Raw genomic sequence first — 22983 nt, 5'->3', positions numbered from 1 at the left:
TACCTTCACATCACGAGATTTGGTGATCTGATTCACTAATCGTTACAAATACCGCCACTTTATTTGCACTGCATCACACATTATCGCGATTTTGTTTGTCACTCATCTGACAAAAAGCGTTAACTGCCGCTGTTATGTGAACGTATTACAAATAAAATTGAGGATAACATGGAAACAAGGTTACGTACTGCTGCTGTGGCGCTCGCTGCGGCCCTGACCTCCCCGACGCTCTATGCTGCTATCGACAACATTGATTTCCATGGCTATCTGCGTGGTGGCGTTGGCGTATCGCAGGATGGCGGTATTGAAGAGTATCAAAAGAACAAGATTGGCCGTCTCGGCAATGAAGCCGACACCTACGGCGAGGTTGAGCTGGGCAGCGAAGTCTACAAAAAGGATGACGTCAGTTTTTACGTCGACACCATGGTCAGCATGTTCTCCGACGGTTCTAACGATAACGAAACCACCTTCGGTGACGATGCGCAGTTTGGTTTGCGTCAGCTTAATCTGCAGATCAAAGGGCTGGTGCCGGGTGACAAGAATGCGGTGATCTGGGGCGGTAAACGTTACTACCAGCGTCACGATTTGCACATCATTGATACCAAATACTGGAATATCTCCGGCTCCGGTGCGGGTATCGAAAATTACACTCTGGGCCCGGGCGCGATCTCCTTTGCCTGGATCCGTGGCGATGCCAATGACGTCGATTACCGGGTCGATGGCGATAACGACGTCAACATTAACTACCTTGATCTTAGGTATGCTGGCTGGAAACCGTGGAGCGGCGCCTGGACCGAGTTTGGTATTGATTACGCCATGCCGAACACCACCAAAAAGCAGGAAGAGTATGGTGGCCTGTATGATGCGGAAAACGGCGTTATGCTCACCAGTGAAATCAGTCAGGATATGTGGGGCGGCTATCAGAAACTGGTGTTCCAGTACGCTAACAAAGGCCTGGCACAAAATATGATTTCACAGGGCGGTGGCTGGTATGACATGTGGAACGATACCCGCGATGCCACCGGATACCGCGTAATCAATACCGGCCTGCTGCCGATCACCGACAAGTTCTCCCTGAATCAGGTCTTTACCTGGGGTTCAGCGGATGATGTCACCGCGCAGACCAGCAAAAGCACCCTGCTGTCGCTGGTGGGTCGTGGTCAGTATCAGTTCACGCAGTATGTCCGCGGCATCGGCGAAGTGGGTAGTTTCTGGCAGAAAGATGAGAACAAAGTGGGCAGCGACTACAAACAGGCGGGTCAGAAATATACGCTGGCGCTGGGTCTCGCAGCCGGTCCCGAATTTATGTCACGCCCGGAACTGCGTCTGTTTGCCTCTTACCTGAATGACTCAGAAGACGGACACAGTTTCCAGGACAACACCAGTAACAACACCTGGAACTTCGGCGTACAGGTCGAAGCCTGGTGGTAACCAAGCAGTCTCCTCATTGTGATCATTGTTAAGCTCTTATGCAGGGGCTTATTTGGATAACCGGCGACGGTTATCCATTTTTTTTACTCCGGCTGAAGCGGCTTGAAGAATCGGGCTTCCAGCAACTGACGCAGCTGGTCGGATTGCGTACCAAAGATGGCATGAACTTCCTGCCCCAGAATCACCACGCCAATCGCCCCCGCCTTCTGTAATCCTGCCGTATCAACCGCCCTCAGCGATGTCACTTTCACCCGCAGCCGGGTTAAACAGGCGTCCACCTGCTGAATGTTTTCACGCCCGCCGAAGCACTCTACAAGACGCTCCAGCAGCGCACTGTCTATCTCAACCTCTTCCGCCGTCAGCGGCTGCCGACTGAAATATTGCTTAAACGATTTCAGACTCACCATGTTGTTCTCCTCCAGATAATAAAAAGGCGGGCTGCTGCCCGCCACTCACGACTGATAAACGAAAACGAGGGGGAATAGCTTCAGGGCACTCACAGAAAATACACTCTTCCTGCCCTCAAACCCTATTCCTCCGCCACAAAGTCCGCAATTAAAGCCGGTCCAAAACTTCCAACAGACAACTCCCATGCGCAAAGCGATGGGGCATAAGCCTGTAGCAAAGCAGCACGGGCCATGGACAAAAACGCTGGGAGCGTTTTTGAACAACGCAACGCGTTGGCCCGGGAACGGGCGCACCTCAGGGATGAGGTGCGTAATTGCCCGTGCTGAGCCGGCAGGGATGCCGTCTTTTGCGTCTTTGCGGAAGGTACTGGCCCCCTGAGCCTCTGCTCAGACTGGCAACAAACCTAACCAAACCTGCTCAATATCAACGGTTCCCGCCCCTGCCACAGACAACGTCCAGACTCAAAGCGATGGGGGCATATGCCTGGAGCAAAGCATCACGGGCCAGGGATGGCCCGTGTTGAGCTGGCAGGGATGCCATCTTTTGCGTCTTTGCGGAAGGCATATGCCCCCTGAGCCAGTGCTCAGGCTACCAGCAACGTCCACCTGACCTGCTCCATGCCAGCAAACGGCATTAAACTAACTTTAAAGGCTTGTGCCTTCAGTTAGCGGCACACTCAGAACGCGACATCCCCACGGCGCCAGCACCAGCGATCCCCCCACAACCGAGCCATCGATCAAATCGCTGAGCCCAGCAGGCAACGACAGCTGCTGCACCTGACCGGTAAAATTCTGCACAAAAAGAAACGCCTGTTCGCCATCAGTGCGCCGCTGAACGACCACACCCGGTGGCAGATCAATCGCCAGCGCGCGCGGCAACGCCAGCTGCTTAATCAACGCACCATAAAAATCCCGCTGGAAAGACAGATCATTACGCGATGCGATATACCAGGCTTTGCCCTGACCCACGCGATTCACCGTCACCGCCGGGGTACCGGCATAAAAATCGCTCTCATAGCTGGCCAGCGCCGTTGCCCCTTCCAGATGAATATGCTCGCAAAGCTCTCGCGCCTGATAAGGCCCGCTCAGACCCAGCTCATTGCCGCGCACCCCGCGTACACCATTAAACTCCTCATCAGTCAGACTATCGATCTCTTCTGACCAGATGCCAAGCAACGGCCGCAACGGCCCCGGGAAGCCACCGGGATAACACAGATCGCTCTCATTCACGATGCCGCTCCAGTAGCTGGCAACGAAATGCCCGCCCCGCTCAAGATGCTGCTCCACCCGCGCCGCAAAACCATCCCGCACCATATACAGCATCGGCGCAATCACCAGATCGTAACCACTGAGATCGCAGTCGCCGTTAATCACATCCACCGCCACGCCCTGCTCCCAGAAAGCACGATAGTGCTCGTTCACTGTGCGCTCATAATGCAGTCCGAGATTGCGCGGCCCCTGCGCATTATCCATCGCCCAGCGACTCTCCCAGTCGAAAATAATCGCCACCCGCGCCTCAACCCGGCTGCCCATCACCGGCGTCATCGCGGCCAGCATCCGGCCCAGCTCACTCACTTCACGACCGGTGCGCGTATCAAGATGACCCACATGATCGACTACTGCGCCATGAAACTTCTCGACCGAACCCCGGCTCTTGCGCCACTGAAAATATTGCACCGCGTCCGCACCATGGGCCACCGCCTGCAGTGACGACAGAATATGCATCCCCGGCTTCTTCAGCTTGCTGGTCGGCTGCCAGTTGGTGGCGCTCGGCGTCGACTCCATCAACACGAAAGGCTTGCCCTGCTTCAGGGTGCGCATCAAATCGTGGTACATCGCGGTATAACAGGCGAGCGTGGTCTCATCCTTCTCGTTATGCCACATCGGGTAGCTATCCCAGGAGATAAAATCGAGCGCCGGTGCCAGCTTCCAGTAATCGTAGTCGTAGAAATATTCCATAAAATTGGTGGTCGCAGGCAGATCGGGATTGGCCTGCTTCAGCGGTTTAATCTCCTCACTACAGAAGTCAGTAACCTGATCGGTCATAAACCGCCGCCAGTCCAGATTCAGACCATGAATCGACATCTCACCCTGTGGCGCTGGCGACACAATCTGTGACCAGTCGCTGTAGGTATGACTCCAGAAATCACTCCACCAGGCGAGATTCAGGTTCTCCAGCGTCTCATAACGGCGCTGCAACCAGCCGCGAAACGCCTGCTGACAGCGATCGCAATGACATTCTCCGCCATACTCATTGGAAATATGCCAGCCGAGCACCGCCGGATGATGCGCATAGCGCGCCGCCAGCCGGCTGTTCATCGCCTGCACTTTCTGGCGATACACCGGCGAGGTCATGCAGTGGTTATGACGACCACCATGCAGAGCCGGCACGCGATCGCGCCCCACACGCAATACCTCTGGATACGCCTGCGACATCCAGGCTGGTCTGGCCCCACTTGGGGTAGCAAGAAACACAGAAATCCCCTGCAGCCAGAGCGTATCAATTACCTCATCCAGCCAGCCAAATTCATAGCGCCCCTCTTCCGGCTCCAGCTTCGCCCAGCTGAAAATACCCACCGACATAACGTTACAGTTCGCCTGCTTCATCATCATGACGTCTTCATCAATAATGCCCGGCTGGTGCGCCCACTGTTCCGGATTGTAGTCAGCACCATGCAGCAGCCGGTTAACCCGGGCGCTGAGCGGGGGAAATTTATTCATACCTGTTCCTCAGAGGTAGACATCAGCATTTGCGCTAATGGTTAATGAAAAACCTGCAGCGAAGGCAGCGCCTTGCCGTGACAGTCAAACAGCGCCTGGTTTTCGCGGGCGTTACCCTGTTTCCATTCGTCGTGGATATATTTCATGCCGGCGGGTGTCGCCCAGGTATTGCCGGGCGCAGGGATCCACGCCGGTTCCCAGTAGACGACACCCTTGCCGCGATGGTCCGGCACCGCCAGCACCGCTTTAATCAGGTCATGCAGATAAGCCGCCTGGCCCGCTACACTGCCGGGATAGCCGCCCGCCTGCTCCTCTTTGGCCTGGAAACTGTTCTCCGTGCTATCGCAGTTTTCCAGCGTGTAGCCGTAGGCCGCTTCTACCACCATCACGTCTTTGTCATAGCGCCGGGAGATATCATCCATGTTGGCTTTCAGGGCGCTGATGGGGCCGTTCCAGTAGGTGTACATCGACAGGCCAATCACATCGAATGGCACATCACGCTTAACGATCTCGTCGAACCACCAGCGGAACATGTCGTTCTTTGTGCCCTCAGCCAGGTGCAGCATGATCTTCACCTGATGCGGGTCGCTGAGGTTCTCACGCACCCCGCTGATCCCGGCTTTCAGCAGACCGGCCAGCCGATCAAACTCACCGCCGTTCTGGCCCCAGCTTTTGCCTTCCGGCCAGAGCATGCCACCGTTAAGTTCATTGCCAATCTGCACGATATCCGGCATCACACCGTCCGCTTTGAAACGAGCGATGGTGTCGCGGGTGTAGTCATGAATCTGGGTTTCCAGCTGCGGAAAAGGCAGCGACTGCCAGGCTTTGGGCTTGAACTGCTTGCCTGGGTCTGTCCAGAAGTCGCTGTAGTGGATATCCAGCAGTAGCTTCAGGCCCGCCGCTTTAACGCGCTTCGCCAGCGCCAGCGTGGTCGTCAGATCGTTGCCGCCACCACCGTAGGTCTGACCGCTGCCGTCGCGGGGATCCACCCACAGCCGCAGCCGTATGGTATTGATGCCGCTGGCTTTCAGGATGGCGATGGCATCCTGCTGCTGGTTATCTGCGTTGTAGAATTTCGCACCCTGCTTCTCCAGTTCAGCCAGCGATGAGATATCCGCACCTTTGATAAAATCGGCTGGCCACGGCCCGGCAGAGCCGATGACAGGCTGATCGGCGGCGAGCAGCGGTGTCGCCCAGGCCAGTGCCAGGGCGAGAATCAATGTTTTTGGCGTCATGATTTATCCTTTAGTACTGCCTGAGGCCAGGCCAGAAACGAAGTATTTCTGCAGGGCCAGATAGAACACCGCCACCGGCACGGCGATCAGCACAGCACCGGCGGCATAGGTGGTGTAACTGGCGCCCATTTTTTGCGACACCAGGTTATAGAGGCCAATCGGCAGCGTGAACTGCTCTGGCGTTCGCAGAATGGTGCTGGAGAGGATGAAATCACCCAGCGGGCCGGTGAAGGAGAACAGCGCCACTACCGCCAGGATCGGCTTCGACAGCGGCATGATGATCTCAACAAAGATGCGGAAGTTGCCTGCACCGTCCATGCGCGCTGACTCATCCAGATCTTTGGGAATCGAGTCGAGATAACCCTTCATCAGCCAGGTGTTCATCGGGATCATCCCGCCAACGTAGATCAGCACCAGCGCCAGATGGCTGTTGATCAACCCCAGCAGCTGCGACAGCACGAAAATCGCGATCAGCGCCGAAAACTGCGGGATCATCTGTAACAACAGAAACAGCATTAGTCCGTTCTGCCGCCCCTTGAACCGAAAACGGGAAAAAGCGTAGGCGGTACAGCTGACGCTGATCAACGTCAGCACCATGGTCAGGAAACTGATTTTCATCGAATTCCAGTACCACGTCAGGTAAGGCACCGTGCCATTGAACAGGTCGCGGTAGTGCTGCAGCGACGCATTCTCCGGAATGATCGAACTGCTGAGCAGGCTGTTACCTGCATTCAGTGATGCTCCTACTGTCCAGACCAGCGGATAGATAATGATGGCCGAGACGGCCAGCACCACCAGCCAGGTCAGCGACAGGCGTATCCACCTTTCGCGTTTAATACTGCCGGACTTCGCCATAACTGCTTCCTTACGCCATCTCATCTTGTTTAAACGACCGGGTCGCACGGAACTGCCACAGCGCCAGACCTACCACGAAAATCGACAGCAAAATGGTGATAGTGGCGGCGATAGCATATTGCGACGACGACATGGTGAGCTTGTAGATCCACGACACCAGAATATCGGTTCCTCCGGCATTCGACCCCGCCACCGCCGGACCGCCGTTGTTAAACAGATAGATGATGTTGAAATTATTAAAGTTGAAGGTGTATTGCGTGATGATGATCGGCGCAATGGCGTAGAGCACCAGCGGCAGCGTGATGGTTTTCAGCCGCGTCCAGGCGCTGGCACCGTCCATGATCGCCGCCTCATAGAGATCGTCAGGGATCGCCTGCAGGACGCCGGTAGTCATCGCAAACACAAACGGGAAACCGAGCCAGGTCTGCATCATAATCAGCGCGGTTTTGGTCCAGAACGGATCGGTCATCCACGCTTTGGGTGCAATGCCAAAGAAGTCGAGAATGGCGTTGTTGATCACCCCAAAGCTGTCGTTGAACATTCCGGCGAAGACCAGAATGGTGACGAAGCCCGGCACCGCCCACGGCAGGATAAAGATGGTGCGGATCAGCGGCTTAAAGCGCAGGTCCTTCTGATTGACCAGAATCGCCAGCATGACGCCCACGGTGCACTGCAGCGTGGTAGCGAGCAGTGTCCAGACCACCGTCCATTGCAGCACGTCAAAGAAGGTGGAGCGCCAGATCGACAGGGTAAAAATGTTGATGAAGTTTTTGAACCCCACCCAGTCCACCAGCTTCGCCGGTGGCGTGTGATAGAGGTTGTAGTTGGTGAAGGCGATGGCGAAACCGAACAGAATCGGAAACACCACTACAAACACCAGCAGAATAAAGCCTGGCGAAATCATCAGATAGGGGAAGCCATCGCGCAGCAGTAACTGATACTGCTGGCGCACGCTGTTCAGCTGCTGACCCTTGTCGCGCCTGACGCCATTGACCCAGGCGTCGCGCATTGACACTCCCCAGACCGCCACGCCGAAGGCGGCAATCAGTACGCTGATAATGCCCTCTGCCAGCAGAAAAATTGAGTTATCACGCGGCACCGATTCGCCCAGCGTATAGAGCCCCCAGAATCCCTCACGCAGAAAATCGTGGAAGACGCCGGTAAAACTGCTGAGCAAAATCAGAAAACAGAGCCCTTTAGCCCACTGGCGGTGGTAAAACTGGCCGAAGCCAGGCAGCAGTGCCAACAGCGCACCGGAGGTCGCATGACGACGCGGACGCTTAGCCGTCACCAGATTTTCATCGGAAGATATAGCCACACCCTGATCCTTATCCTGTACGGTTATCCCGTGAACCTGCATTACTGGTTGCTGGCCTGCATCGCTTCAATCTGCATGGTGATCTGCTTCACTGCATTATCCAGTGCCGCTTTTGGCTCCTGCTTGCCGGATACGCTCAGCTCCAGCGCAGCATTGGCTGGCCCCCACACTTCCTGCATTTCCGGCACGCCAGGCATCGCTGACGCACGCGCCGCCTGCACCGCGACCGCGTTGGCCTTCTCATCATCTTTGATAATCGGATCGTTCATCAGCGCGGTGACCGGTGGGATCTCCTGGGTTTTCTGATAACGCTCTTTCACGTACTGCGGCTGGTTGATGAAGGTGAGGAACTTCTGCGACAGCGCCTGATCTTTACTCCAGGTAGAGACCACATAGCCTTTGACGCCCAGGAAGGAGCTCATCGGCTTGCCATTAGGCAGCAGCGGCAGCGGTGCCACGCCATAGTTGATTCCGGCAGCCTGATAGGGCTGGAATGCCCACGGCCCATTGATCACCGCCGCCGCTTTCTTCTCGGTAAACAGCGAGTCGATGGCGTTGAGGCCGTTGTCGCCCATGATGCCGCCTGGCAACAATCCTTCACTGAAGAAGCGCTTGAGATAAGTCACCGCTTCCACGCTGCCTGGGGTGTTCAGACCAATATCCTGAGTGTTAATGGCGCCTTTGGCGTCTTTGCCAAAGATGTAAGAGCCCATCGGAGCCATCACGCCCCAGCTGTAATAAATCTGGTCAAACTTAGCGAGCAGGCCATACTGCTTCGCCTCACGCTGCTTCTGGGAGAAGGCACGGTATTCCTCCAGCGTTTTCAGCGGCGACGGCAGCAGATCTTTGTTGTAGATCAGCACCAGCGTTTCCACCGCTTTGGGTACGCCGTAGACCACACTGTTCTGTGTGAAAGCCGCCATTGCTGAGGGGGTGTAAGCGCTCTGCTCTGCCGCATCTATTTTCAGCGGTGCCAGTAATCCCTGTACGACCGCGCTGCCGAGCTGGTCATTAGGGATCACCAGGACATCCGGGCCAATACCCGCCGGGCCATCAAGACGCAGCTTCTCAATCTGCTGTGCAAACGGCATCTCCTGAACTTTTACTTCAACGCCGAACTGTTTCTGAAAATCGGCGATCGCCGTTTTGATGCCGTCTGATTTTTTAATGTCTTCCCAGACGGTAAGTTGCTGAGCGGCCCAGGCGGATTGATTAAGCATCAATGCGGAAAGAAGTAGCGTAAAGCTGATTTTGATTTTCATTACTAGCCTCGTGTGAAGGTATGACATTTTAAGCTGTCATTTGCTGATATTTTTTTTCAGGCACATGCTGAACAAGGAATTATTGAGCATATGCAGTGTGAGTAACGTATCGCATTTGAGCCATACGCTACGCGGAATGCGTACCGCGCTCCAGCCCGTTCGCATCAATGTGTGATCGCTATTACAGAAATCAAAATCAGCGGTAGGGCGCACTCTGGCGGAGCGATATAGTCAGCGCAGGCACCATCAGGGCTGACGTGTAAAAAGACAAACTGTTATACGTCATACATTTCAGCCGCCAAATCCCTTGCCATGAGGATCAGCATGTCCAGCATCAGATTGAGAAACGTCACCAAACGCTTTGGTAAAACAGAAACGCTGAAAAATATCGCGCTTGATATTGAGGCCGGTGAGTTTGCGGTCTTCGTCGGTCCGTCAGGCTGCGGTAAATCCACACTGCTGCGGCTGATCGCCGGGCTGGAAGAGATCAGTGACGGTGAGATTTTGATTGGTGATGAGATCATGAATGATGTCGCACCCTCGCACCGCGGAGTGGCAATGGTGTTTCAGTCTTATGCACTTTACCCGCATATGACGGTGGCGGAAAATATCGGTTACGGACTGAAGGTGAACGGCGTGCCGAAAGCGCAGATTCAGCATCAGGTAGAGATGGTGGCGAAGACGCTACAGCTTGCGCATCTGCTGGATCGTAAACCAAAGCAGCTTTCCGGCGGTCAGCGTCAGCGTGTCGCCATTGGTCGCGCAATCGTGCGTAATCCCCGGGTGTTTATGTTTGATGAGCCCTTATCGAACCTGGATGCGGAGCTGCGTGTCGATATGCGGCTGCACATTGCGAAGCTGCACCAGGAGCTGAAAACCACCATGGTCTATGTGACGCACGATCAGACGGAAGCAATGACGCTGGCCGATAAGATTGTGGTCATGAACTACGGCAAGGTTGAACAGGTGGGTTCACCGATGGCGCTCTATTACAACCCGATTAACCGCTTTGTCGCCGGTTTTATCGGCTCACCTAAGATGAACTTCCTGCCTGCGCGCGTGGAGCAGTGTGGCCCTGCTGGCCTGGTCGCCCTGATCAATGACGGCGAACATCGGCTGCAGCTTCCCTCGCCCATCCGCCAGTTGCAGCCTGGTGATGAGATCACGCTGGGTATCCGGCCGGAGCAGTTGCAGATCAACGGCGATGCGCCACTGAATATCAACTTCCACTGCGAAGTGGTTGAGCGACTTGGCAACAACACCTATCTGTTTGGTCAGAGCCACGGCCACGACGGCTTCAAGATGCTGCTGCCCGGCGATGTGCATTTCCGTCCTTATCAGACGCTGCGCCCCACCTTCCATCCGCACCATTGCATGGTATTTGATGCTGAAGGTGCGCGTATCAGCGCGGATATAGCGATGCCGCAGGTTCGCGCAGCCTGAAGTAGATGTTTGCATAAAGTTAACGAGAGGCCGGAGACGGCCTTTTCTGTTTTCAGGCCTGGCATAACGCCTGAAGAAAGAGGCAGGAAAGGGGTTTGCGGGCAAGCCGTGATGACGCGCAGAAGCGTCAGCCTGTGCATTGTTCAGACAAGGCATTGCAGGTGTGTTCTGAGTAAACTCATGAACCCCACCGGCAACCCCTTATCCGGGTCGATCAGCTAACCGGGCTTAGCGACTGAGTCCTTACTTACCGAGGATATTGTTTACTGCTTTCAGGTGGCCAGCCTTGTCTTTGTGGTTTGAAATCACCTGAATAACGGTGAATTTCTTGTTGGCGACCGCCAGCAGCGTCGCCTGTTGCACATCGTTGCCACCCATTTTGTCGGTGGCTTCAATATGATAGACCGGCAAACCGTTGGTATTTTCAGTTTTCTCACTGATCACCGTATAAGAAGGTGAAGCCTGCTTCTGCTTGTCTTTGATAGACTTCCCGCCTTCAAGAAAATCAGCGTCACTGCCACCGCGCGCAATCAATGGGATCTCTTCTTCGCCAATGATCAATACGCGTTTTTCCTGCTTGTTCACATACATGGTGCCTGGTCCGCCGCCCGGCACAGGCTGCTTTTCATAGCCCTGCAGTTTGAACGTCTGTTTGCCATCCAGCAAAGAGATCGTCTGAGTCTGCGTATTTGCAGCTGGTGCTGTCTCAGCTGCTGATGCCATCAGAGAAGTACCGCCGATGGCAGTTGCCAGGCAGATCGCACCCATAATGTTTAATGATTTTCTTAATTTCACCATGAACTCCTTCGTATTGATGATATTTCCATTTCGCTGATACAGCATCAGTATGGCCTGTATCAGTGATGTGAGGTGTTATCGGGTCAGGTCGTAAATACAGATCCCTGAGCCGAGCAGAAACAGAATAATCGGCCAGTAGAGAACGGGAATAAAAAAGAAGTTGTGGGTTTTTTCGGGGGCCATCATTGGCTGGCTTTTCGTTGCTTGTGCAAGGGAGTCCAGCCATTTTTCCTGCCGGAGCACCCAGACAAAGGCAGCACAAAAAAGGGCAGAAACGATCAGCGTAGCCCCTGTCGCCCATAGATGGGAGACAAAGAAACCGTCGTAGTAATAAATATCTAACAGCCATTTACACAAGAGGTAGGCGGCAGAAATTAATACTGCGACGAAAAAACCCACTCCGCTCCATGCGATCATCTTTATATCCTTCTAAGGTGTGAGGAACGAGGAATATTTTTTTTGAAAATTAACATATTTTTATCATTGTGGCGATATTTTCTTTGATGCTAATATCAATTACATCCAGCCCAGGAGATGTCCGGCCTGTGCAATTTTCACATTACTGATTCTGATGGATTTATTTTCAAATATTGTTGTTTAACCTGAATTCGGCATCCGTGCAGCTAATAGCGCACCCAGGGTGTAGCATGGCTATTTGTACCGTACCGATATTATTTTGGTGCGAATTAACGCGGCTTCCCTGTTTTTAAAATTCGTATGCGCTGTTCTGGCGGTCGATGAGCACCATTCATGCGGCTGTCACCCGTCTGTAACAGTGTCGGTCTCTGTAGTTTTCTGCGCAGGATATTGAGGTAAACATGAATCAAACGATTGAAAATAATAAGAAAGTAAACACGACCAAAGAGTACAGTGCGAAATGGCAGACCCGCTTTGATTTCTTCGACCGTCATGGTGCTCCCAATACACCAGGCTTCAGACAGGCATTGAAACAACTGCCTTTCAGGCAAAAATTAAAAGTGAACATGAATTTAATTGCCTTTCTTTTCGGCCCGATTTATCTGTTCGTACTCGGCCTGTGGAAGAAGAACATCATGCTGATTTTAATTATGGTAGTTGTTTATACTATTCTGATCATCGCCTTAGCGATAGCGGGCATGGAATTTCCACGGTATCTTCAGGTTGGCCTGGGCTATGGTTTTAATGCCCTGTACGGCATGAGCACCAATTACAGTTATTACCTGAAAGAGAAAAAAGGCGATAACGGCTGGAATCCCTTCAAAGGTATGCGCTGGTAATTTTTTCGCACCGCTCTGATGGTAAAATATAGGATTATGGTGTATCGGATGCAGACAGATGGCGGGGATTAGCCCTCGGTCAGGAGATCGGACAGAATAAGTGATGAGCACTAACTCAAATTAGTGCTGTCGTGGCAGAACCACCGGAAGCCGCCAGAAAAATAACCTGACGGAAAAGGAAAAAATCGCCCAAAATATCCGGCTATACCTTTTCAAAACGGCTTCAGACTGGCTTATAATCGCTCTGCAATAATTATAATATCGTGAAGCTCGCATAAATGTTTCCGCACCGTTTAACCGGGGCCAGGATATTCTTTTCGGAATTTCCTGATAGCAGCAGCTTCTCCCTTTCATAGACATGCAGGATGTTATTATTTTGAATAAATTAACGGAATTGAAAAAGGGTTATCTAAAGGTATTTTTCTGGCTGCTGTTCACACTGTTTCTCGTCCCTGTCATTACCCTGTTTTTTGCTGAATATGGCAACAAACAACTTGATCAGCAATACACGCAGTTCTTCATGGACGATGCGCGGGAACAACATCAGGATACGGACAAACTACAGGCGTTTCTGCAGCAGAACCCGCCTTCCAGTGTCTGCGGTCCGGTAGATGAAAATCGGCAGGATTACAAAAACGCCGTCTGCGAACCGCACTCCGAACTGTGGCAGTTCTACATGATGGATAAAGTGGCATTCTGGACGCTGATCGGCAGCGGCGCTGTCCTGCTGATGGTGCTGTTGTTCAGTGCGCTGGCCTTTAAAAGCCGCCAGGGACAGGTTATCAGTCTGGCGCTGGCCCGCAAGTTCCTGATGCTGGCCTGTTCGCTGGAAGTCATGGTACAGGGCGGCATGCTGGTATGGCTCTCATTCTGGGGCACCGCCTTCTTCACACAAACCTATTATCCAAAACTGGTGATGGCAGTAGGACTGCTGGTGCTGGCCGGCATGTATTACATGATTAAAGGCATCTTCAAAAAACTCCCACCGGAAGAGAGTATTGAAGGCGAAGTCGTGACCCGCGAAGCGGCACCGGCACTCTGGTCACAGATTGATATGCTGGCCGCCAGAGTGGGCACCACGCCACCCGATCATATTGTTGCGGGTATCGACACCAACTTCTATGTGACTGAAGCTCCGCTGAACGTGAATGGGAATCCGCTCACCGGCCGTAAGCTCTATGTCAGTATTCCGCTCCTGCGTCAGCTCACCGTTGCGCAGGCTGATGGCGTGATGGTCCATGAGCTGACCCACCTGCATGAAGGCGACACCGCCTCCGGCGCATTACTGGGACCGAAACTGCATCGGTTTGATCTCTATATGCAGCTGATGGGTCAGAATGTGGCCACGCTGATCGTCTTCTATCCGCTCTATCTTTATCGCATGCTGTTTGAACTGGCGTGGCAGCGTAACAGCCGTGAACGTGAGTTTGTCGCGGATCGCAATGCATCAACGCTGGTCTCCCCTGCCGCGATTATCGAATCACTGATCAAAGTATCTGCGTATGCCAGCTACCGGAATGAAGTTGAGCGAAACTTCTTTAATAATCAGACGCTGCACAAAAATGAACTGGGGATCAGTAAAGCTATTGCTGCCGGTCTGCCTGAACATGTCGCCTCTCCGGACTTTATCAGCGTCATCCGTGAGCAGAATGTGCCGCACCCGTTTGATTCACACCCGCCGCTGGCGGAAAGAATGCGCAATGTTGGGTATAAGATTAACGAAGCTGACTATGCAGCGATCGCCGCCGATTTCCCGGCCCAGAGCTGGGTCGATCTGATGCCGGTTGCCAACGAGATTGAACAGCAGTTGTGGCAGAAATATGAGCGCGACTTCTCTTCTGTGCACGAAGAGAGCCTGGCCTGGCGCTATCAGCCTGACGGTGAAATGGAAACCGCGCTGGTGCTGAAGCATTTCCCCAATGTTCCTTATACCCTGAAAGATGGCTCGCAGATCGTCATCACCTGGCAGGGCATCGTGTCGCCGAAAACCGGCGAAGTGCTGGAGTGGGATAACGTTAAAAACATCAACGTCATTCGTAGCTTCGGCCGGGATAAGCTCTACGTGCAACATGTGCAGCCAAACTCGCAGGGAAAAAAACGCAGTGAGATCCCTCTGCCGGGCCTGAAAAAGGAGATTGAAGCCTTTAAAAACACCCTCGGCTATTACTGGCATCGTCATCAGACAGTCAGGGCGTTGCTGAAAGAAGAAACGGCGGCAGCGACGCAAAGCGCATAACCCGTTTGTCATCGGCTCCCTCCTCGCAGCTGAAAAGGGAGCCAATGCGAACATTTATTTTCAATCTCTATTTCTGACCACATAAATAAAGGAACGATTGTGTTTAAAAGAGCAAGCAGGGCCATGATACCCGGGATGCTGTTGACTGCCCTTGTGCTGCCGCTGGCAGCATGTGACAACAGTGACAAAGCGGATGCAAAACCCGCCCCTCAGAGTCAACCCCAGGCTGTTGCGGAGGATAGCGCTGCGCAACTCACCACAAAATTAAACGCCTATGTGGGTTGCTTTAACACTACGGATGGATCGGTTCGCGATAGTGCCCTGCGCTATGTGAGCTGGATGGCGAATGCTGAAAAGGGGCCAACCGGCAAAGAGCGCAGCGTCAACGTACTGGGCGAGGTCACGCCTTATGAACTGGAGAGCTGCACTAAAGCCATCAACCAGGCATCGAAAGCTAAACCGACGTTACCGGCGCTGGATGCTGCAGCAACACAGTATCTGGCGGATTTAACGACATTGCAGCCGCTGGTTTCGCAGGCTCATCTTTACTACAGTCAGGAAGATTACAAGGATGATGGCTTCGCGAAAGCCAAACAAATGCATCCGCCGCTCATGAAGGCGTTTAACAGCTTTATGAAATCCAGCGACCAGTTCGGTGCCGAAGTTGAAAAAGAGAACAATGAGGTCGTTGCTGCGCAACTCGTTGAGATTGAAAAGTCTGAGGGCCGTCATAGTCGCTACTACCGCCTGGCATTAGTCACACAGGCCAAACCGCTGGCGACCCTGTTTACCTCTTCCGCTCCCGACGTGACAGAGATGACAAAAGCGATTGATGCTTACAGTACGCTGCTGAGTGAGGCAGAAAAGGCAACGGCCAGCGAAGCGGGCAAGCCATTAACCTGGTCCATCTTCCAGGATAATGCCGGAACCTTCCTGAAAGACTGCAAGGATCGCATGCGTCGGATTCGCGATAAAACACCTTACAGCACGGGTGAGCAGAGTCTGCTGAAAGGAAGCGGCAATTCAGGCTGGATGGTATCGGGTTCACCGATGCGTGTTTTAAAATCCTATAACGAACTGGTTGAGGCCGGTAACCGCCTGTAAGCTGAATACCTGCCCCGCATGCCTCCGGGCAGGCTTCGTCAGTCGGGCTGCTGCGTGCAACCCGACTGACGCTGCCACCTGCCGCGAAAAAAAAATAAAAATGTTCACGCGCCAGCATTTCGTTAAAACGTTATGCCAGGCTAGTGTGCTGGATGGATCTGAGATCCGTGGCAAAGCGCACCCCTGAGCAGGATGCGCGCTATATCAGATTTTGACTGTAAAATTTTTGACTGAGAGGAGCGAGAGTGCAAGCAAAGGTCGGCGATATCTACAGCGTGTTTTCCCCGCAGTTGCAGCAGTACGTCGCCTGTCAGGTGACACACCTCCAGCAGCCTGCTAATGCCAGAGGCAAAGTCCTTGCAGCCATACTCCAGCTCGACTGGGCAGGTGATCATTTGCCTGACAGGGCGGAAGCCAGCCGTATGCAGCCTTTGCGCTGTAGCTACTATTTTGTCAAAGACAGCTTCGATCACGGTTATGTTTCTGCCAATGTCCCACCGGGACATGTATTAATTGCCAACCTGCCGCCGCTGTCAGATCAGGAAGTAAACGCCTACAAGTTCGGCTGGGACGTGGGAGACAGTCTTGTTCGTCAGCGAAACTGGGAGAAGATCGACCCGGCCAGCCGTGCGCGGTTCAAGGCTGCTTCAGGCGCGCACAACGTGGTTGTCGGCGGCCAGACACTTCGCCAGGACACCACCCGTATCAATGACCACCTCCTGCAAACCCTGACCGATCTCTCTGAACTGGATCGCCTGCCCTGCCTGATGACCATCGAAACCCGCCATGGCACCCCGGAACTGATGGCCTATATACAGCAGCATGACTTCATTAATGAGTTGCACTGGCAATCCGCTGTCGTCAGCGAAATCGATGTCGGGGCGACTCGTTTGTCGCGTTTTATTCTGCACCCTGAAGGCGTCAGCTGCGTGCGTCTGAATCCTGATCTCTCCCTGCTGTCACTCACCGCAACGCCTTCTTCAGGCTTTCAGGTAGAGGCTGATCAGGAGGGACGCAATCTGTGCCTGCAATGTTCGCAGACTTTGCCTGTGCTGCAGGGTATTGACCGGCTCAGGGCATTGTCATTGACAGGCGTTAAAGAGATTGACCTGGCACCAGTCGTTGAGCGCTTTACCTGTTTGACTGAGCTGCGCATCTGGGGAAATCCCGGCGTAGCCAGCAATATGCATCGTATTGCCGCACTGCCACAGTTGCAGATGCTGACTTTCTTCGACCTGTTTGGCTTCAGCGCGGCTGACTTTCCCTCACCAGAAGCGTTGCCCAATCTCTCATGCCTGTGGATGACCAGCGTCCCGCTTGACGTGGTCAGCTCTGTCAGAGCCGCTTATAAAAAGGCGACAACTCATGGGTTGGATCTCTCGCTGAGTAAAGCACGCAAGCCGGAATGGCTGGCTGAGAATCTGCACAATCCGTTCCGGGACTGGGATGGACGCGAACATATTTCGGCCACTTATGCCAAAAAAGCGTCGCTGGCTTACAAAAACCTGCGGGCTGCCACGATCAACATCGATAGCAGCATGGATGTGGCGAGCCTGTTAACCGCCGCTGTAACCGCCTACACCGAAGCCTTTAATCTCATCGACCGGCGTTCAAAGGCGATTGAGACGGTCGAGCGTGAGGAGATCTACAGTGTGCTGTGCGATGTTCTGAATCCGCTGGAGCAGAAACTGGGCGAGCAAGGCGCCACGCTTGTGGATCAGCCGCGGTTGTATCAGCTGTTCGACCAGTTACGCGAATTCTGAGCCATCCCGATGATTCAGGCGTGTTCCGCCACGCCATAAAACCGTTATTCGCCCCGATCACCTTATGCGGCAAAGCGTTAAGACGCGAGTTGAGAAAGGATCGCGGTCGGGAGAGTCTGCCGATCTCTCTTTCCCGGCCAGCCATTCTGCTGTTTATGATCGGGTAACGGCGGATAAAGTCAGCGGTGCAGTGGGATTATCCGGAGATATTACCCTGCCCTTTACGCAGTCCGTTCAGGAGTGCCTGCGTCGCGCCAGAAGCTTTTCCGGAAGGCGAACAAACCAGCCCGAATTCACGGTGCAGAGGCGGGATGACCGGCATCACTGACAGGCCGCGACGTTCCGCTGGCAGGGCTGATTCCGGCACCAGCGCGACACCCATACCTTCACGCACCAGCATGCAGGCGCTGATCCAGTCGCGGACCTTTACGCGCACGTCAGAGAGGTGGAATCCTGACTGTTCCATCAGGCTTTTGCCATTAACGACGCATCCGCCTGTTGCAAGCACAAAGGGCTGGTCTGCCAGTTCCTGCAGGGTTATACCGTTCGCGCCTGACTGACCGATGTGCGGAGCGCTGGCTGGCATGACGGCGACCCATGCGTCCTGTCCCAGTATCACATCAGCACGTCCGGGTGCGGGGTTCATTACCACCCCCAGTTCAACGGTGTCCGCTGCAAGCCACTCCTCAACTTCTTCATCCGTCCCTTCCAGCACCACCACTTCCATGCCCGGATGCAGACGCCGGAAGTTACGCAACAGGCCAGGCAGGAGAGTGGACGTCACAGAGGGAAAGCTGGCAAGCCGAATGCGTCCGCCTTTTAAACCCCGGCTCTCATCAGCCAGCACGCGGATCGCGCTGAGCTGCGACAGCATAATCCTGGCATGTTCAATGACCTGCTCTCCCAGCGCGGTAACACCGATGTGCCGGCGCTCACGCACGAATACCGCGAACCCGAGTGACGACTCTAACTGGGTGATAGCCTGGCTGGCACCGGACTGTGTCATGCCTGTCGTTTCAGCAGCACGCGAAATATTGCTGGCATCGGCCACCGCCACCAGCAAGCGCCAGTGCAGAAGATTCATCATGGTTATCAGTAGCCCAGCTAATAGTTAATTATTGGAGCATTAATTTTACAGAATCCTCTGCGTTAAGCACAGTCTGTTCCGTAACGACAAAGAGAATCTCACATCGCTTTCAATGTTAACGGAGAAGACATGAAACTTTATTACGCCCCGGATACCTGTTCGCTGTCACCCCATATCGTGCTGCGTGAACTCGCACTGGAGTTTGAGTTGGTTAAAGTGGATAACAGGAGCAAGCTCACCTCTGACGGACGCGACTTTCGCCTTATCAACCCCAAGGGCTATGTTGCTGCACTGGAACTGGACGACGGGCAGATACTGACTGAAGGGCCGGCGATTGTGCAGTACCTCGCCGACCTGAGGCCGGAAAGCGGGCTGGCACCGCCAGCAGGCAGCTGGGCGCGTGTTCGACTGCAGGAGTGGCTGAACTTCATTACCAGTGAAATCCACGCGGGTTCCGCTCTGTTATTTAACCAGGCACTGCCCGACGCTGTCCTGTCACTGTTTCGTGAAAAGCTCTTCCGGCGGTTCGACTTTCTGCAGGATACGCTCGCCGAAAAAGCGTTTCTGATGGGGCCGTCATTCAGCGTTGCTGACGCCTACCTTTTCACCGTACTGGGCTGGTGTAAGTTCTTCAGCATTGAACTGGATCGCTGGCCTGCGCTGGTGGCGTACAGAGCAAATATCAGTGCGCGCCGTGCTGTGCAGGCGGCATTACGGGCAGAGGCGACGCAGTAAGCGCGGAAAGGTCGGCGGCCTGACGCCAGAGTATGAATAACCGGTCCGCTTTGATCTGCTGCTGGCGCCTTGCGTAACGGTGGTCTGGAGCCAGAAGCAGACGGAAATTTATCGTTTCACCGGGAACAGGTTAGTATCTCCAGACTGACCTTTTAGCGGGGAGTCGGCTTTATGATTAACAACACCAGGGGGGAAACCTCTGTCATCAGGCATGCCGACAGGAATTTTGACGTCACGTTATTGAAGGTGAATGAGGCCAGCCACTGCATCCTTTTTGCGGCAGGTGCTGGCGGAAGTCCATTGCGTCATCTTGAGCTTCTGCAGACCTTTAGCCGCAATGGTATTTCAGTGGTAGCGCCCCATTTCGAACGGTTAACCTCTTCCACGCCCTCAAAGGCTGACTTACTGGAACGCAGCCAAAGACTTGTCCTCGCCCGCGATGCGTTTTGTCAACATTATGCCTCGATTACCGGCGTCGGGCACTCACTCGGCACCGTGATTCTGTTGATGCACGCCGGGGCGACGGCCTGGACTCGCACCAGAGAGAAGGTGACATATGCAGGCAGACAGGATTTGAATCAACTGGTGCTGTTAGCGCCACCTGCGGATTTTTTCAGAGCACCCTCGGCCCTCGCCTCCGTGAAAGTGCCGGTCAGGATCTGGACTGGCGAGAAGGACACCCTGACACCGCCATCGCAAGCGCTGTTCATCAAAGAAGAATTAGATAATCGAACTGAGACAAAACTTTGCGTGGTTAAAGATGCCGGGCATTTCACCTTCATGAACATCCTGCCGCCGCATATCACTGACACCCACCCATCACGCGACGCCTTTCTTCTCAATCTGGGAGAAGAGATCGCCCGTTTTGTCACTGGCTTGTTGGCTCAGCCAGATAATGAATCACCTTAATTAAACCGATCCCTCTTTTTCAATCACCAGCACGCGGGCGACGCCCTGTGGACGCGCAATATGTTCTGTCCCTTCACTGGCATAAAAAATATCACCAGCGTTAAGTACCCGGCTTTTAACTTCGCCCTGCTCTTTATATTGCATTTCAACGCATCCATCCATGACAGCAAAAACCTCCTGACCATCGTTGATGTGCCACTTATAAGGCTGATCGGTCCAGTGAAGTTTCACGCTGACATTATCGAAGCTGGCAATATGCTGTGAGTCCCAGGCCTTCGAACCGGTAAATTCCTTACTGCAATAAAAATTCATTTTAGCTCTCTCAACAGGAGTGATTTAACGCCATCGACATCATCAATATCAGAGAGAGTTGATCGATTCTATACGTCAGGCATCTGTTGTCCTGATCTGTCCTCTGGTTGTCCGTTTAGGGGCAGAGCGGGGTTGTGACAATCAGTATGACCTGCCCTCTTTTACTGACTTAGCCAGACAGGCGCGACATGCTGATAAAGCGTAACGCGGCCGATGCGCTGGCGATCTCAATTGCATGAGTTTCGCTTTGGGTCGGTTTTCGCTGTCATGCGAATGGCCTCTGTATAAATGTGAGAGCCACGATCATTTGAAATAAATCCTGATAGTTCATCCTCTAACGTGTTATCCGAAGCAACATATTTTCAACTGTAACGACGGTTTACACCTGTAAATAAGGGGGTATTATCGGCGATATTATGTACAGGGAGAAGATAAATGGATGTAGCATTGATCGAAATGATGCGCTCAGGCAGAAGTAAAAACTGGGCTGAAACAATGATTAACCTTGAGGCCAGAAAGCTGATTAATACAGCTAATCATGTGTCCTCAGTCCATCTTTCGAATGGCATGACTCAGGTGAAGTTTGTTCAGGAGATCAGAGATCTGGTTGAGCAGCAGTTTGCGTCTGCCCGACGTGCAAAATCAGAAGAAGAATGCATAGCCTGTATTAAAAATCTGAGGGAAGAAACGGAAAACCTTCAGAAGCAGGACAGAATGCTGCGCATGAAAACGGCGAAACTCTATGCCAAAGTGGAGTTCGTCAGGGAAAATAATAAAATTGTCGGGTATGTCATTTCGGCTGTAAATGTAGTTTTGTCGGGGGCTGAAATAGCTGCTGGCCTGACCCTTATAGGAACTATGACACCATTGGGCGTTCTGGCCGGTGCAGTTTTAGTTACTGATGGTGCGAACGGCATAAGCAAAGAAATTGCGCACTATGTAATGGATAACAAACAGTCTGAAGGATTGGTTGCTGATGCCGCTATGTCCACTGCTGCATTCATGGGGTTCAGCCCTGATAGCGGGCTGGGAATCTATAAATCAATCTCGCTTGTTGCAAATGCCTATAGCGTATTCGGTCTGTTCAGACGCCCTGGAACCTGGCGTCTGTTCAGATATTTGCCCGCGGATTATTTCAGGAAAGTCAGCACTATGAGCCGTCCAAAACTCACAATGAATATAGTCGGTTATGGTGTTAAAGCTAAGGTCATATTTGACCTTATGTATGTCACTGATGCTGCTCTGAATGAGCCGTGATTCTGCGATAGCGCCATGACTTGTATGCAAGCTTTGCTGGGGCTAAATACCATATAAAAGGCAATACAATCGCAAGTGTGGCCGCCAGCGTGATGCTGGTATCTACGGATGCCAGCATCAGCGTAAGAGCAAGTATGATAAAGGCAATAATAGTAATCCACTTTGAGGCGTTAAAGCGGTTAGCAAGATCAAGGATCATGGAATCCAGTGAGCCACCATAATTAGCCATATTGTTTTTCAGTTTTAGTAGATCTGCATGACTAAAGCCGGATTCCAGTAGTGCTTTTTCACTCACTTTCATAGATTTTCATCCTTAAAAATTACCTGAATAGCTTAAGCAAGTTTACCTGAAAACAGCACTAAAAAACCCGTGAAGTGCAGGCTTTCTGTCGCGTGATACTTGTAAACGTCCATTATCCACAGAGCGGGTGGTTAGCTGGGATCAGCATGATGTACCAGTGCGATTTTCCTGATCTATCAGATAGTGCCCCTTGTGGATGTAATCCTGACCGCGAAACAGCTGCGGCTAATCGGGATTTCCAGATACTGTTGGCATTTACTGAGATATTGCCAACTCATCAGCCAGCCCTGACCCGTCATCCTGACCATGAATAACCATGTAATACAATCGTTTAAATCTGGTCGCTAACTGGTCATCAGTGGCCACTGTACGGGTAGACTGCGTTCGCCATCTCCTGTGAACTGGACGAATCGACGCAACGCTATCCTTAAAGATGTGCGAGACGTTGAACATATGGTGATATGTTTGCGGTCAGCAAAGGGGATATGCCTGATAAGTTATGGGCAGTAATAACAACTCACTTCTCAAATCCTTATTATCCCTTAAAAATTAA

At 53.0% G+C, this 22983-nt stretch carries 20 protein-coding genes; 9 read left to right on the top strand and 11 right to left on the bottom strand.

The window, feature by feature from the left end; genetic code table 11:
* Positions 1–168: 168 nt before the first annotated feature.
* Positions 169–1431, top strand: a complete 1263-nt coding sequence (locus tag PAG01S_RS13755) for a maltoporin (protein WP_022624645.1) — start codon at positions 169–171, stop codon at positions 1429–1431.
* 83 nt (positions 1432–1514) lie between these two features.
* Here PAG01S_RS13755 and PAG01S_RS13750 read toward each other — a convergent pair whose 3' ends face one another.
* From PAG01S_RS13750 to PAG01S_RS13725, 6 genes are all read right to left on the bottom strand, one after another.
* Positions 1515–1838, bottom strand: a complete 324-nt coding sequence (locus PAG01S_RS13750) for a PTS sugar transporter subunit IIB (RefSeq protein WP_010259145.1) — start codon at positions 1836–1838, stop codon at positions 1515–1517.
* A gap of 645 nt (positions 1839–2483) precedes the next feature.
* A complete protein-coding gene (locus PAG01S_RS13745; protein WP_062759092.1) occupies positions 2484–4559 on the bottom strand; it encodes a beta-galactosidase in 2076 nt (691 codons plus the stop codon).
* Positions 4560–4600: 41 nt separating this feature from the next.
* Positions 4601–5794 (bottom strand): glycoside hydrolase family 53 protein, encoded by a 1194-nt coding sequence (locus PAG01S_RS13740; protein ID WP_062759090.1) that lies wholly within the window; start codon positions 5792–5794, stop codon positions 4601–4603.
* 3 nt (positions 5795–5797) lie between these two features.
* Positions 5798–6649 carry a sugar ABC transporter permease gene (locus PAG01S_RS13735; protein WP_010259151.1) on the bottom strand — a complete coding sequence of 284 codons (852 nt, stop codon included), beginning with the start codon at positions 6647–6649 and terminating at the stop codon, positions 5798–5800.
* Positions 6650–6659: 10 nt separating this feature from the next.
* Positions 6660–7967: a carbohydrate ABC transporter permease gene (locus tag PAG01S_RS13730; RefSeq protein WP_033773985.1), complete on the bottom strand. Its 1308-nt coding sequence runs from the start codon at positions 7965–7967 to the stop codon at positions 6660–6662.
* A gap of 41 nt (positions 7968–8008) precedes the next feature.
* Positions 8009–9229, bottom strand: coding sequence for an extracellular solute-binding protein (locus PAG01S_RS13725; RefSeq protein WP_062759088.1), 1221 nt, complete (start codon positions 9227–9229; stop codon positions 8009–8011).
* A 312-nt stretch (positions 9230–9541) separates the two neighbouring features.
* Between PAG01S_RS13725 and PAG01S_RS13720 the strand changes: the two genes are divergently transcribed.
* A complete protein-coding gene (locus tag PAG01S_RS13720; protein ID WP_373863390.1) occupies positions 9542–10672 on the top strand; it encodes an ABC transporter ATP-binding protein in 1131 nt (376 codons plus the stop codon).
* Between the two features lie 243 nt (positions 10673–10915).
* Here PAG01S_RS13720 and PAG01S_RS13715 read toward each other — a convergent pair whose 3' ends face one another.
* Both PAG01S_RS13715 and PAG01S_RS13710 read right to left on the bottom strand, forming a co-directional pair.
* On the bottom strand, positions 10916–11515 hold the full coding sequence (locus PAG01S_RS13715; protein WP_033760995.1) for a hypothetical protein: 600 nt from the start codon (positions 11513–11515) through the stop codon (positions 10916–10918).
* Between the two features lie 30 nt (positions 11516–11545).
* Positions 11546–11887, bottom strand: a complete 342-nt coding sequence (locus PAG01S_RS13710) for a hypothetical protein (RefSeq protein ID WP_010670649.1) — start codon at positions 11885–11887, stop codon at positions 11546–11548.
* Between the two features lie 401 nt (positions 11888–12288).
* On the opposite strand from PAG01S_RS13710, the gene PAG01S_RS13705 reads away from it, so the two are divergent.
* The 4 genes from PAG01S_RS13705 to PAG01S_RS13690 all read left to right on the top strand — a co-directional run bounded on the left by PAG01S_RS13705 (position 12289) and on the right by PAG01S_RS13690 (position 17829).
* Positions 12289–12726: a DUF2628 domain-containing protein gene (locus PAG01S_RS13705; protein WP_062759086.1), complete on the top strand. Its 438-nt coding sequence runs from the start codon at positions 12289–12291 to the stop codon at positions 12724–12726.
* Positions 12727–13084: 358 nt separating this feature from the next.
* On the top strand, positions 13085–14962 hold the full coding sequence (locus tag PAG01S_RS13700) for a M48 family metallopeptidase (RefSeq protein WP_062759085.1): 1878 nt from the start codon (positions 13085–13087) through the stop codon (positions 14960–14962).
* Between the two features lie 135 nt (positions 14963–15097).
* Positions 15098–16066: a YiiG family protein gene (locus PAG01S_RS13695; protein WP_062759322.1), complete on the top strand. Its 969-nt coding sequence runs from the start codon at positions 15098–15100 to the stop codon at positions 16064–16066.
* Between the two features lie 245 nt (positions 16067–16311).
* Positions 16312–17829 carry a hypothetical protein gene (locus tag PAG01S_RS13690; RefSeq protein ID WP_062759083.1) on the top strand — a complete coding sequence of 506 codons (1518 nt, stop codon included), beginning with the start codon at positions 16312–16314 and terminating at the stop codon, positions 17827–17829.
* A gap of 196 nt (positions 17830–18025) precedes the next feature.
* Here the strand turns inward: PAG01S_RS13690 and PAG01S_RS13685 are convergent, their stop codons facing one another.
* The gene (locus PAG01S_RS13685) at positions 18026–18916 is read right to left on the bottom strand and encodes a LysR family transcriptional regulator (protein ID WP_170933461.1); all 891 of its coding nucleotides are present in this window, start codon (positions 18914–18916) and stop codon (positions 18026–18028) included.
* Positions 18917–19045: 129 nt separating this feature from the next.
* Here PAG01S_RS13685 and gstA point away from each other — a divergent pair, with 129 nt between their 5' ends.
* The gene (gene gstA / locus PAG01S_RS13680) at positions 19046–19651 is read left to right on the top strand and encodes a glutathione transferase GstA (protein ID WP_062759079.1); all 606 of its coding nucleotides are present in this window, start codon (positions 19046–19048) and stop codon (positions 19649–19651) included.
* Between the two features lie 171 nt (positions 19652–19822).
* Positions 19823–20560 carry an alpha/beta hydrolase gene (locus tag PAG01S_RS13675; protein ID WP_062759077.1) on the top strand — a complete coding sequence of 246 codons (738 nt, stop codon included), beginning with the start codon at positions 19823–19825 and terminating at the stop codon, positions 20558–20560.
* Here PAG01S_RS13675 and PAG01S_RS13670 read toward each other — a convergent pair whose 3' ends face one another.
* A complete protein-coding gene (locus PAG01S_RS13670) occupies positions 20561–20872 on the bottom strand; it encodes a cupin domain-containing protein (RefSeq protein WP_010259799.1) in 312 nt (103 codons plus the stop codon).
* A 435-nt stretch (positions 20873–21307) separates the two neighbouring features.
* Here PAG01S_RS13670 and PAG01S_RS13665 point away from each other — a divergent pair, with 435 nt between their 5' ends.
* A complete protein-coding gene (locus PAG01S_RS13665) occupies positions 21308–22129 on the top strand; it encodes a DUF4225 domain-containing protein (protein WP_045139932.1) in 822 nt (273 codons plus the stop codon).
* Here the strand turns inward: PAG01S_RS13665 and PAG01S_RS13660 are convergent.
* Positions 22101–22430, bottom strand: a complete 330-nt coding sequence (locus PAG01S_RS13660) for a hypothetical protein (RefSeq protein WP_050679995.1) — start codon at positions 22428–22430, stop codon at positions 22101–22103. The two genes, PAG01S_RS13665 and PAG01S_RS13660, sit on opposite strands and share 29 nt — an antisense overlap.
* Between the last annotated feature and the right edge of the window lie 553 nt (positions 22431–22983).

It is taken from the genome of Pantoea agglomerans NBRC 102470 (assembly GCF_001598475.1).
GTDB classification, from domain to species: domain Bacteria; phylum Pseudomonadota; class Gammaproteobacteria; order Enterobacterales; family Enterobacteriaceae; genus Pantoea; species Pantoea agglomerans.
This window is presented reverse-complemented; position numbering and strand designations above follow the sequence as displayed.